Source organism: Cellulophaga omnivescoria, assembly GCF_027915275.1.
Classification (GTDB): Bacteria; Bacteroidota; Bacteroidia; order Flavobacteriales; family Flavobacteriaceae; genus Cellulophaga; species Cellulophaga omnivescoria.
Genome location: NZ_CP115819.1, coordinates 3,401,261 through 3,413,501 on the forward strand (window position 1 = coordinate 3,401,261; position 12,241 = coordinate 3,413,501).

A 12,241-nucleotide genomic window follows, 5' to 3' on the forward strand; every position below is an offset into this window, starting at 1 on the left:
TTTAAATAAGGTTGTTTAATAAGTTTTAAATCTATTAATAACAAGAAGTAATTTAATTTAACTGGTACCACTCAATATTTTCTAAATTAGCACGTCTACCCATACTTTTGGGTGCGTAATTTTTAGCTAAGTAGTTTACTATAATCTCTTCATTATTTCCTAAATCCCAAAGGTTTTGGGTTTCTTGCATCCATCTAATTGTAGATATCCAACGTTCTTTAGTCATTCTGTTTTGAGTAACCATTTTGGCAGAGTGGCAGCTAGTACAATTATTCACCACAGTCATTAACCCATCATCCTCTACAAAACCTGTTCTTATGTGTATCCCATTTTCAATTTTGTCCCAATCACCTTCTTCAATAGTGTTTTCTATTACAACAGTTTGCAATTCTTCATCTGTATTAAAAGCAGAAAAATTTGGATCTACAAGCGCATAAATAGCAAATACTACTCCCAAAAGCACTACACACCACACCATAATAAGCATTCTGTATACCTGCTTAGCCTGATTTTTAAACTTGTTTTCTTTGCTCATTATTTCACTTTTACAGCTATTCTATGACAAGCATTGTTTAAATATCCTTTAGGGTTCCAGCCAGGTACAAGCATTGGCTGTGCTACATTATTTACATCTGTTGCCCTAGCCCAAACCTCATAATACCCTTTTTCTGGAAATGTAATTGCTGCATTAAAATGCTGCCACGCTAACCTGTTTACAGGTTTTTGTACGGAACACGTTTGCCAGGTAGCGCCAAAATCAATTGAATACTCCATTTTAACCACCTCTAATTCTCCTGCCCATGCGTGACCGCGAATGTTTAGTTTTTTACCCAAATCTATCATTGCTCCAGATTTAGGATAAGTAATTAAAGATTTTACAGGCATAGACTCTATAATTTTCATATCCTCGTCTTTAACCTTTTCTCCTGGGGCAACCGGATTCTTTGGCACTCTGTAAGCCGGAGCTTTCATTTTAGCACCATCATGTTCTTTGTTTCGTACACTAATACCATTTAGCCATTTCCCAGATGTAGATGCTGGCCAACCACCACATACCAAACGCAAAGGATAACCGTGAGCCGCTGGTACATCTTTACCGTTCATTTTAAAAGCAATCAAAGTTTCATCTTGTAAAGCTTTACTCATTGGCACGCCTCTAGAGATAGGCTCTTTGTTAGGATCTCTACTAATATGTGAGTCTGCTGCGTGGTATCCAATATAAATAGCAGAATCTTTAATACCTACATCATCAAGTATATCTTTAAGTCTAACTCCTGTCCAACTTGCGCAAGATACAGCACCAACAGTCCATTGGTTTCCTTTAGCAGGCGGATTAAACTCAGATCTACCATTACCGCCACACTCTATAGTTAATTGGTAAGTATACTGTTTAAATTTAGATTTTAATTCTGATAAAGTGTATGATTTTTTCTGCTGAACAGATTCGCCATCTATGGTAAGTGTCCATTTAGAGATGTCTATATTTTCTGGCGGAATACCATTATTTCTAATAAACATATTTTTGTTAGATGTTACTTTTTCATCTAGCAAATGTGCTTTAGCTTCAATATTCCAAGGCTTATCATTTAAAACAACCATTTCCTTATCTAAATTAAACAAGGTAAATGGATCTGTTTCTTGTAAAGCTAAAGGTTGGTAATTTACGGGCATTTTATAACCAAAAACAATATCAGCTCCAATAATACCAGCCATAGTAGTTAAGGATGCCTTTTTAACAAAGTTTCTTCTTTTCAATTTTGGTATAAGATCAAAAAATTATTACTCAATTTCTCCCCTATTTCTTGCTCTTATATTAAAAATCATAGCAATGGTTATTATTACCGCGGATACAATTCCCACATAAAAACCAATACTTAAGTTAGTATAATCTGCAGTAAGTAGGTGCATTAAAATTAGCAATAAACAAAAGAAAATTACTATAAATGGTATAATTTTTTTACTCATACTATTTTTTTTCTAGTACCTCTCCAAGTTTAGAGCCACTTATAACGTAGGTATAAAACCACATAATGGTAAATGATGGTATAAAATCTGTTCCCGGAATTAATTCTTCTACAAAGGATGCCATACCTGCCGCTTTACCTGCCGCGCCCTTATACATTCTGGTCATTAACCAAAAAGAAAGTGGTGCCCAAATAACATCGGAAAATTCTCCTATCCCTAATACCGAAAAGGATAGCATTCCTACGGCGTCAAAAAGAAGCCCTAAAAATAAGTCTCTGTATTTTGTATTTTTTTTGTTTGTCATATTAAAATAGTTAATGTTACCTACTAATATACAAAAGTAATGCCAGTGTTTATTAGGATAAGTCTGAGCTAATTAACTTTAAAAACTCATTACGCGTTTCTTGCTTCTCAAACTGACCTCTAAAACCAGATGTTGTGGTTACAGAATTTTGTTTTTGCACGCCACGCATCATCATACACATATGCGATGCTTCTATAACAACAGCAACTCCTTGTGGTTTTAAGGTATTATTTAAACATTCTAAAATATCATGAGTTAACCGCTCTTGTACTTGTAGCCTTCTGGCAAAAACATCTACAATTCTAGGTATTTTACTTAACCCAACTATATGTCCGTTAGGTATGTACGCTACATGTGCTTTACCAAAAAAAGGCAGCATATGGTGTTCACATAAAGAGTATAGTTCTATATCTTTAATAATAACCATATCGTCATAATCTTCCTTAAACATTGCAGCTTTTAATATCTTTACGGGGTCTTGCTCATAACCTTGGGTTAAAAACATCATAGCTTTTGCAGCTCTTTCTGGTGTTTTTACCAAACCTTCTCTACTAACATCTTCTCCTACTCCTTCAATTATTTTAGCGTATTTTTCTTTTACAGATTCTGTTGCTTCTAAATTATATTCTTCAAAATTTTTATAAAAAGACATCTATATATTGTTTTATGCTTGTTTTTTTGGTTGATATAGCCCTTGCTTTACTAAAACGGACTCTTCTATTTCAAAAATAGGTATTAAAATTGAATACCGCTTTCTTTTATTTATTTTTGCCATATCAACGCTAATGAGTACTTTCATCAGCGAAAAAGACAGGGAATGATAAAAGCAGAAAATATTCAAAAGTTTTACGGTAAACTACAGGTTTTAAAAGGGGTAAATCTTCATATTAAAGAAAAAGAAATTGTCTCTATTGTTGGCTCTTCTGGTGCTGGAAAAACCACTTTATTACAAATATTAGGAACTTTGGATGCCATTTCTAAAACATCTTCTAGCAGTTTGCTAATTAAAGATACAGATATTACCAAATTAAAAGATAAGGAGTTAGCTAAGTTTAGAAATGAAAATATTGGTTTTATTTTTCAGTTTCACCAATTATTACCAGAGTTTACTGCTTTAGAAAATGTATGCATACCTGCTTTTATAAAAAAAACAACTAAAACTGCGGCAGAAAAAAGAGGAAAAGAGCTTTTAGATTTTCTTGGACTGTCTCATAGATACCACCATAAACCTAGTGAGTTGTCTGGCGGAGAACAACAACGTGTTGCTGTAGCTAGAGCTTTAATAAATAACCCTGCTATAATTTTTGCCGATGAACCTAGTGGTAATTTAGATTCTGAAAGTGCAGATAACCTACACAAATTATTTTTTAAGCTTAGAGATGAGTTTGGACAAACATTTGTAATTGTTACACATAACCAAGAGTTAGCAGATATGGCAGATAGGAAATTAGTAATGGTAGACGGACAAATACAACAATAATATGCTAAAGTTAGTTTTTCAGTTCTTAAAAAACCCAGAAAATAATCCTGATGAGAATACAGATTTTAGATATAGATTTATATCTTTTATTAAATTACTTTTTTGGGGATTGCTTATTGGTATTGGTATTGTTGTTTTTAACTCTATTTGGGAGGTAACTGGTATTCTAGGCCCTAATGAACACGCTTTAAGTTCCGCTATGGACGATTATACCACGCCAATGCTTTTTTTATTAATTGTTATAGTCGCTCCCTTGTTTGAAGAATTATTTTTTAGAGGTCCGCTTGCTTTTTTTAAAGAAACTAAAACGTTTAAAATAGTCCTTTATGTATCTATTTTATTATTTGGAGCTGTACATATTACTAATTTTGAAATTACACCAATGGCACTTCTATTGTCACCGTTTTTAGTAGCTCCACAATTGGTTTTAGGTACTTTTGCTGGTTACATACGTGTGAAATTTGGTCTAATTTGGTCTATTGCACTACACGCCTGCCATAACTTTATTCTGTTTTTGCCATTGGCTCTTTTTAAACTTTTAGAACTTCCTATAGAATAATGACTAAAGCAGAATTAAAAGAGTTTTTAGATGTTAAGGTTGTACAATACAACAACCCAGATTTTATAGATTCTGATCCTTTACAAATTCCACATCGCTTTACTAAAAAAGAAGATATAGAAATTGCTGGTTTTTTAACGGCAACTATAGCTTGGGGAAACCGAAAGAGTATTATTAAAAATGCGGATAAAATGATGACTCTTATGCACAACTCTCCTCACGATTTTGTTCTAAACCATTCTGATGATGATTTAGGTAACTTTAAAGGTTTTGTACACCGCACATTTAATGAAACCGATTTTACTTTTTTTGTACAGAGTTTACAGAACATTTATACAAATCACGGTGGTTTAGAGGCTGTTTTTGCTAAACATATTAAAAATAATGATTTGCAAACTGCAATCTCTAAATTTAAAGCTACTTTTTTTGAAATTGAACATCCTAAACGTACTACAAAACACATATCAGACCCTTTAAGAGGTTCTGCTGCAAAACGTATTAATATGTTTTTACGTTGGATGGTACGTGATGCTAGTAGCAAAGTAGATTTTGGCATTTGGAAAACTATAGACCCTGCACTACTCTCTTGCCCATTAGATGTGCATTCTGGCAACGTTGCGCGTAAACTTGGACTTTTAAAACGCAAACAGAATGATGCTAAAGCTTTAGCTGAATTGGATAAAAGCTTGCGTAAACTAGACCCTAAAGACCCATCTAAGTACGACTTTGCTTTGTTTGGTCTTGGAGTTTTTGAAGGGTTTTAGATTAGATTTTTAGTTCTTCTCTATTATTTATATCAAACTAAAAGCAAGTTTATCTCCAGTAAATTTCTGAGCTAATATATTTATTGCGGTGTTTGATAATTGCAACACTCTTGGGTAACCACCTGTGGTTTGGCAATCTCTCATTAAAACTATAAGTTGCCCAGACGGAGTTAACTGTACTGTTCCTGGTAATACTACTGATGTTATTATAGGCTCTAAAGTATTAGGAAAAAGCTCTGTTAGTTGGTACGCCATTCTACTATTATTTTTTGAAACCGTAAACACTGTATTTAATAGTTTTTTCTGTTGTTGAATAGTTAACTTATGAAACTCTGGCCCTTTATGCGCGGTAATGACTTTTTCTTCTAAATAAAAATTATTTACAACTAAACTAGCGTTTGATTGCTTTTCTATAGTTACAGCATTTTTAATAGGTAAAAAAAGATTTTTTTGTATGGTTTGATGCTGAGTAACGTTTTTAAACATACTTCTACTTTTCATAACAACATCAGTTAAAAATCCGCCTAAAACAGCAATATAACCTCTAAAACCTCTCTTTTTTGCTCCAAAAGAGAGAATATCGTTCTTTTTTACAACTATTACACTATTATTTTTTATTGGTATGCTATTTAATTTTGGCTGAAAATCCCCTCCTGTAATACAAATTCTACTTTTACATAAAAACTGAAGTTTTGGACCTGTCATTGTAAACTCTAAAACGGCATTATTTTTAGCATTTCCTAATAACAAATTAGCTATTAAAGCAGCTCTTTCATCCATTACACCTGCGTAAGGTACTCCGTATTGCTGGTAACCAAACCTACCCAAATCTTGTACAGAAGTATAAAAACCAGTTTGTATAACCTTAACCATTGTAATCCTCACTTTCTATCTGAAAAACATTAGCATTTACTAAAGTTTTTATATCATCATACTTCTTTTTAGTAACCGAATAAAACTGAATAGCATCTCCTGGTTTAGCAAAACAAGGAACATCTTTGGTTATATCAAAAAAAGGAAGTGGCGAGTTGCCAATAATATTCCAACCTCCTGGGCTTTCTACAGGGTAAACTCCCGTTTGGTCACCTCCTATTGCCACCGCACCTTTTTTAATTTTTAAACGCGGTGCTGCTTTTCTGGGCATTGCTAACTCTTCTGGCAATCCACCTAAATACAAGAACCCTGGTAAAAAACCAATAAAAAATACGGTATATACGGTTTTAGTATGCAGTGCTATAATTTGGTCTACACTAATATTTTTCTCTGCAGCTATTTCTTTAATATCTATTCCAAATTCATCTTCATAACAAACAGGAATTTTCCACAGTGTACTATTACTTTGTTTCCTTTTACTTTTCTGAGAGTATATTTGCTTTAAATTTTCAATTTCATTCGTCAAATTAATTCTAAAATCATCAAAAACTATTAAAAGAGAATTATAAGCAGTTGTTATTTCAATTCCTGATGTATAAAAAGCTTCAATTTTAGATTTAAACGCTAATACATCACTTAAAATATCTTTTGTAATAACAGGCTGCCATTCTACCAAAATAGAAGTGTCTCCAAATATTTTATAGTTTACATTAGTTGTCATATGTTAAGCAACATCAATATTTAAACTCTTTAATTTATCTTTTAACTGTTTTATAATTTTTACCGCATTTGGGTTGTCTCCGTGCACACAAAACGTATCTGCTTTAATTGTTTTTATTGTTCCTTGCACAGTAACCACCTTTTTACTGTAAAACATACCGTACACATGATTAAACAGCATATCAAAATCTTGTATAACTGCATTTTTTTGTAATCTAGAAACTAGTGTTAAATCATCATTATAATTACGATCTGCAAAAGCCTCGTACTTAATTTCTAAATTTTCCTTTATTGCTATTTTTTCAATTACTGAATTGTAAGGAACATATAATTTTACAGGTAAATTGATGCTTTTTACAGCTTTTACAACCACTTTTGCTACATTCTCATCTACAGCAGCCAAATTGTACAATGCGCCGTGTGGCTTTATATGATGCAAAGTAGTTTGTTCTTCTTCAATTACAGTAAGTAAGTTTAGTAGTTGTTTTTGAATAGAATTTAATAACTCCTGGTTACTCATTTTCATTACAACCCTTCCAAAGTTTTCTTTATCTGGAAAAGAAGGATGCGCACCTATTTTTACGTTATGTTTTTTTGCTAAACCTACAATGTGTTTCATTAAATCTATAGTACCAGCGTGTCCGCCACAAGCTATATTACAGGAGGAAATATAAGGCATTAATTGCGACTCATTACCAACACCCTCACCAACATCTACATTAATATCTATAGTTTTTTCTGTCATTAAAATAAGTTTAAAGAAAATACTTTATTTAAGGTTGCAACAGATAATAAAAGACTAATTGCAAGAATTATAAAGCCTAGTATATTTTGTTTTATATTGTTTTTGTATACACCTAAAACCGACTTTTTATTCATTATCCATAATAAAAAAGCAGCTATAATTGGTAGTAAAATTCCGTTTGCTATCTGAGCAAATTTTATAATGTCAATAGGTTTAATTCCTAATGAAGAAAATACAACACCTAAAAACAAAATAAACATCCAAACAGCTCTAAATTTTGATGATTTTAAGTTTGTAGACCACCCCAAACAACCACAAGTAACATAGGCTGCAGCTAATGGAGCCGTAATTGCGCTAGTAATACCAGCTGCAAATAAACCAATAGCTAAAAAGTACTTAGCAAAGCTACCAAACAAAGGAGCTAAACCTTTAGCTAAATCTGCGGCAGAACTAACCTCACTACCTTGTATTGCCGCAGCAGAAATTATAACGCACATAGATACTATACCACCTAAAATAACTGCTACAATAGTATCTTTACGAGCATATTGCAAATCTGTAACAGATTTCCATTTTTCACTCACCAAAGATGCGTGTAAAAACAAATTATAAGGCACAACGGTTGTTCCTATTAAGGCAATAACGGTTAATAAACCGTCTTTAGGTAGACTTGGCTTAAAAATGCTGCTAAAAATTGCTAATAGATCTGGTTTGGTAATAATTGCAGTAATTAAAAAAGCCAAACTCATTGCTATTACTAAAGAAATTAACGCTTTCTCTAAAACCTTATAATTACCAATAAATAGTAATACAAAAGCTATAATACCAATTAATATACTTAAGTAGTTCAAAGAAAAACTACCTATATTTATATAAGAATCTCCTAATATCGTTTCTAATCCAAGTATACCACCACTAATATTACCTGCCTCATAAACAGCATTACCTATAACAATTGCAGAAAGTATAAGAACTATGGTTAACCATTTTACAATTGGATTTTTAATTTCTGTACGTATAATTTTGCTTAGTCCTTTTTGAGATACAATACCTACTCTGGCAGACATCTCTTGCAATACAATTGTTGCCACAATAGAAAGTACCATTGCCCAAAGCAATGCAAACCCAAAATAAACTCCCGCTAGTGTACATACTGTAATAGTTCCTGGACCAATAAAAGCAGCAGCTATTAGCGGACCTGGTCCAATGTTTTTAAACCATTTTTTTATCATTCTGTAGGTTGGTTATTTAATGTAAGTTGAAAGATAAAAAAACTTATACGCATATAAAGTTTAAATAGGTATAATATTAAAATGAATACATAAAATTAAGCAAGTAATATCTACCTAGTAAATTCGTTTTTTTAGAGTTAATAGAAAACTCATTTACATTTCTCTCTATAAATGAAGTGTTATCTAATAAATTAACCCCTTTTAGTCCCAATTGCCAATTTTTATTTTGAGGTATATACATTATATCAAAATTTAAGAATGAATTGTTTGTGCCCTTGTCTCTAAAATTTGGAATAAAATAATCATAAGAAACACTACTAAATATAGACCTTGATGGTTTAAATAGTAGTTTAAAATTATTTTCTAAAGACCTATTTACAAATGAACTCTGGCTTACGGTTTCATAATAAGTAAACTTCGTTGTATTCTCAAAATTAATTGATGAATTAAAAGCGGTTTTTAAGAAAAGACTATTAAACAAATAAAGAGCTTTATTGTCTCTCAAACCTGAATTATTAATGATGTTTTTATAATTATAAATTGAATAGTTTGATGAAATTTTAAAATTGGTTTTTATTGATGGGATTAATTTTGAAAAATTAAAGAAAAAACTAGTATTATCTGTGTATTCATTCAGAAAAAAACTTGTTGTTTTTATAGCGTTTTCATTTATATCTGTATCTGAAAAATAGTTGCCTTTTTGCTTTAAGTAATCCACTCCAAAAGATAATGTTAACTGATTAAAAAGATCATTTTTAGAGTACATAAGACTATATTTTTGATTTTTTCGTGTTGTAATATCAGGAATATTATTTTTTACCATACGATTACTAATTAAAACTTGGTTCTCAAATACATTCTGAATTTTCTGTGTGTTTTGATTAAAACCTGTATTCAAATTTAAATACGAACTTCCATTAAACTTATACATCACTGATAATGAAGGCTCAAAAATAAAAATACTTTCATCTAAGGGATTTGTAGCACCTTTTAACTCCTGATAAAGTTGTTGAAAAGAGAGTTTAGGTGAAATAGAAAATTTTCCTATTTTCCAATTATACGACCCTTGAGTGTATATGCTATTTTTAATAAAATTGATATCATTTAAACTACCATCAACTGCTAACTGTTGAGTGTTATTTTTGCTAATTAAATTAGAATAAAAAGTTTCTTTATCTAAATTAAACCCTACTAAAACACTGTATTTATTGTTGTTTTTGCTTTTACCTAGCAAAACTGTTTTAAAATCCGTGTAGTATTTTTTAGAAGAATTACTTTGTATATCACTATTAAAATTTTCAGTATTAAAAACAGAAGGATCAATGGTAAAATTTTGATCTAAATTATTAAAAGAGTTTGCTAAGTTAACCTGTAAAACATTGTTTTTAGACACCTTGTTGGTATACTCCAAATTCTGTTTAAACAATTTATTTTGGGTATTAAGTAGTGAATTAAAATCATTCTCTTGGTTAGATATAGTTCTATATTCTGTATCTATTGTTCCATCCCTAAAACTAACATTATACTCTAACAAAGAAGTTTTAGAAGTGTTGTACTTTAATTCTAAATCTCCTCTGTACTTTAAAGGTTTTTTGTTTATATAATCATCATCAAAAATTGCAAACTGCTCATCACCAGTAATTATAGTACTTTCCGAGAATTGGTTACTGTTAATTTTATCTGACAAATAATATAAATTTACTTTGGCCTTTAATTTGTCATTTAATTTATAAATACTATTAAAATTAGTAAACAACTGACTATTTTGATTTGATAAATTGTTATTAGTAACCTGATTAATATTATATTCTGGAATTATATTTTGAGTATAGTAATTTTCATCCTTTAACTGCTCTTGTGTAATTTGATTACCAGAATAATTAAAAGGAGACGAATTCTCACCAATAGAATTGTAAGTACCTACAGCAAAAGATTTATGTATTTTATTTATAGCCAATAAATTTGTAGCTATTTCTAATGGACTCCTTTTAGAAGTAGTAAAACCACCCAACCCAATATCTAGAGTACCAGAAATATCACTTTTATTCTTCTTTAACTTTAAATTTAAAGCAACTTTTTGACTATTTTCAATTCCTTTTAAAAGTTTGTTTTCAGAGTAGTTTTCTATAGCTTCAATTTCTTCAATTAAATCTATATTTATATTTTTAGTACCAATAGTATAATTGTAATCAAACAAATTATCTCCTTCAATTGTGACAGTTTCTATAGATTTACCCCTGTAACTAATATTACCCGTACCACTATCAACCTCTATACCCGAAAGTTTCTTTAGTAAATCTTCTACTTTTCTTTCTGTACCATCTGCATAAGAATCTACATTATAGGTAACTGTATCTTCTTTTATTGTAAATGCTTTCTTTTTTTCAACTACAACTTCATCTAAATATTCAATTTTTTCTTTAAACAATACAAACTTAAAATTTAATGTATCTAATGGTTTTAATCTTTTTATCTCCTCTGTATAATCCGTATACCCTGTGGCTTTAATGGTTAAAAAGAAACTGTTGGTGGAGTAACTTTTTTTAAGTTTATAAATAAACGCCCCTTTATTAACAAGTATAAACTCTTTAATTACATTAGTATTAGGTTCTTTTAGTAGTATTTGTGCGTTTATAGGTATATTATCACTAGTAGTAACAGTACCTTGTATTACCTGTGAATAGCTTAATGCTATACTACCTAGTAAAAGAAATGATACTAGTAAAATTTTAGAACAAAGGAAATTTTTCAAAAGTTGTGTGCGGTATTATTTTTTAGAAAATTTCTTATGGTATTTATCTAATGCATCATTATACTCTTTGTCGTCTTCATCTATATATAATTCAATACCACCTCTAGAAGATACTACACCTCTACTGTTTTCACTAGCCCTATAACTTAAAAGCTCTATTGCTTTTTTCTTGTACAAGTCTTTATAATCCTGCCAAGTTAGTGCGTCTTTTGTATCAAAAGGATTTTCTAAAACAGCTAGCTTTACCTTGGTATTTTTAATACCTATAGGTTTAAAAGATATAAAGTTATCTATAGATTTAAGTTCTAAAATCATACCTGGTAAGCCATCATATTTATAAGGGCCACCAACAGGAAGATCTGTCGTAAACCAAGCCTCATATTTTCTACCTCTAAAGTCCATTGTTGCCAATTGGCATTTAAAACCTAAAATTTCTTTAGTATTATTTTGTATACTCCAATTAAAAATATTTAGATTATCCTTAACAACAAAATACTTGTAAGCAACTTCATGCTTAGAATAAAAAGTACCATTGTTGTAGTCCTTAAATAAGGTAGTTATATTTTTACCAGTTGGCGTAAAAATTAATCTAGAATCGTCATCTTCGTCTGTAGTTACAACTTCTGTAGTTTTTGATTTGCTTTTTTTTGTGTAAATAGACTTATTTAGCTCTACAAATTTACTTAGCTCATAAACAGCTACAAAAGGTCTCCTACCTTCTTCTGTTATTAAAGTTCTTTCATACGCTACTTTATAAATGTTTACAGAATCTTTTTGCGCAAATAAATAAAATGAGCTAATTGTAATAAAAATTAGGCTAAGTACTCTTTCTTTCATACTGCATTTA

Annotated in this window: 14 protein-coding genes; 3 read left to right on the forward strand and 11 right to left on the reverse strand. The window is 30.7% G+C overall.

Features of this window, described 5'->3' with window-relative positions; translation table 11 throughout:
- Window positions 1-52: 52 nt before the first annotated feature.
- From PBN93_RS15030 to folE, 5 genes are read right to left on the reverse strand one after another with little or no spacing between them, the layout of a single operon-like run.
- Window positions 53-535 carry a monoheme cytochrome C gene (locus PBN93_RS15030; RefSeq protein WP_271081000.1) on the reverse strand — a complete coding sequence of 161 codons (483 nt, stop codon included), beginning with the start codon at window positions 533-535 and terminating at the stop codon, window positions 53-55.
- Complete coding sequence (locus tag PBN93_RS15035; RefSeq protein WP_271081001.1) at window positions 535-1,755, reverse strand: sulfite oxidase; 1,221 nt, start codon at window positions 1,753-1,755, stop codon at window positions 535-537. The genes PBN93_RS15030 and PBN93_RS15035 overlap by 1 nt, the downstream gene beginning before the upstream one ends.
- Before the next feature lie 24 nt (window positions 1,756-1,779).
- Entirely contained in the window at window positions 1,780-1,965 is a 186-nt protein-coding gene (locus PBN93_RS15040) for a hypothetical protein (RefSeq protein WP_077399780.1), read from the reverse strand.
- Window position 1,966: 1 nt separating this feature from the next.
- Window positions 1,967-2,269, reverse strand: coding sequence for a hypothetical protein (locus PBN93_RS15045; protein WP_077399783.1), 303 nt, complete (start codon window positions 2,267-2,269; stop codon window positions 1,967-1,969).
- A 52-nt stretch (window positions 2,270-2,321) separates the two neighbouring features.
- Window positions 2,322-2,921, reverse strand: coding sequence for a GTP cyclohydrolase I FolE (gene folE, locus PBN93_RS15050; protein ID WP_077399786.1), 600 nt, complete (start codon window positions 2,919-2,921; stop codon window positions 2,322-2,324).
- 165 nt (window positions 2,922-3,086) lie between these two features.
- Between folE and PBN93_RS15055 the strand changes: the two genes are divergently transcribed.
- The 3 genes from PBN93_RS15055 to PBN93_RS15065 are packed head-to-tail and all read left to right on the forward strand — an operon-like array spanning window position 3,087 to window position 5,072.
- Window positions 3,087-3,749 (forward strand): ABC transporter ATP-binding protein, encoded by a 663-nt coding sequence (locus tag PBN93_RS15055; RefSeq protein ID WP_077399789.1) that lies wholly within the window; start codon window positions 3,087-3,089, stop codon window positions 3,747-3,749.
- 1 nt (window position 3,750) lies between these two features.
- Window positions 3,751-4,308, forward strand: a complete 558-nt coding sequence (locus tag PBN93_RS15060) for a CPBP family intramembrane glutamic endopeptidase (protein ID WP_271081002.1) — start codon at window positions 3,751-3,753, stop codon at window positions 4,306-4,308.
- A complete protein-coding gene (locus tag PBN93_RS15065; protein ID WP_271081003.1) occupies window positions 4,308-5,072 on the forward strand; it encodes a TIGR02757 family protein in 765 nt (254 codons plus the stop codon). The genes PBN93_RS15060 and PBN93_RS15065 overlap by 1 nt, the downstream gene beginning before the upstream one ends.
- A 27-nt stretch (window positions 5,073-5,099) precedes the next feature.
- On the opposite strand, the gene PBN93_RS15070 is transcribed toward PBN93_RS15065, so the two are convergent.
- The 6 genes from PBN93_RS15070 to PBN93_RS15095 form a co-directional block, all read right to left on the reverse strand.
- Entirely contained in the window at window positions 5,100-5,945 is an 846-nt protein-coding gene (locus PBN93_RS15070; protein ID WP_271081004.1) for a 5-oxoprolinase subunit C family protein, read from the reverse strand.
- Complete coding sequence (gene pxpB, locus PBN93_RS15075) at window positions 5,938-6,666, reverse strand: 5-oxoprolinase subunit PxpB (RefSeq protein WP_271081005.1); 729 nt, start codon at window positions 6,664-6,666, stop codon at window positions 5,938-5,940. The genes PBN93_RS15070 and pxpB overlap by 8 nt, the downstream gene beginning before the upstream one ends.
- 3 nt (window positions 6,667-6,669) lie before the next feature.
- Complete coding sequence (gene pxpA, locus PBN93_RS15080; RefSeq protein ID WP_077399803.1) at window positions 6,670-7,410, reverse strand: 5-oxoprolinase subunit PxpA; 741 nt, start codon at window positions 7,408-7,410, stop codon at window positions 6,670-6,672.
- Window positions 7,410-8,642 (reverse strand): Nramp family divalent metal transporter, encoded by a 1,233-nt coding sequence (locus PBN93_RS15085; protein WP_271081006.1) that lies wholly within the window; start codon window positions 8,640-8,642, stop codon window positions 7,410-7,412. The genes pxpA and PBN93_RS15085 overlap by 1 nt, the downstream gene beginning before the upstream one ends.
- A gap of 76 nt (window positions 8,643-8,718) precedes the next feature.
- The gene (locus tag PBN93_RS15090; RefSeq protein ID WP_271081007.1) at window positions 8,719-11,394 is read right to left on the reverse strand and encodes a TonB-dependent receptor; all 2,676 of its coding nucleotides are present in this window, start codon (window positions 11,392-11,394) and stop codon (window positions 8,719-8,721) included.
- Between the two features lie 15 nt (window positions 11,395-11,409).
- The gene (locus tag PBN93_RS15095) at window positions 11,410-12,231 is read right to left on the reverse strand and encodes a GLPGLI family protein (protein ID WP_271081008.1); all 822 of its coding nucleotides are present in this window, start codon (window positions 12,229-12,231) and stop codon (window positions 11,410-11,412) included.
- Between the last annotated feature and the right edge of the window lie 10 nt (window positions 12,232-12,241).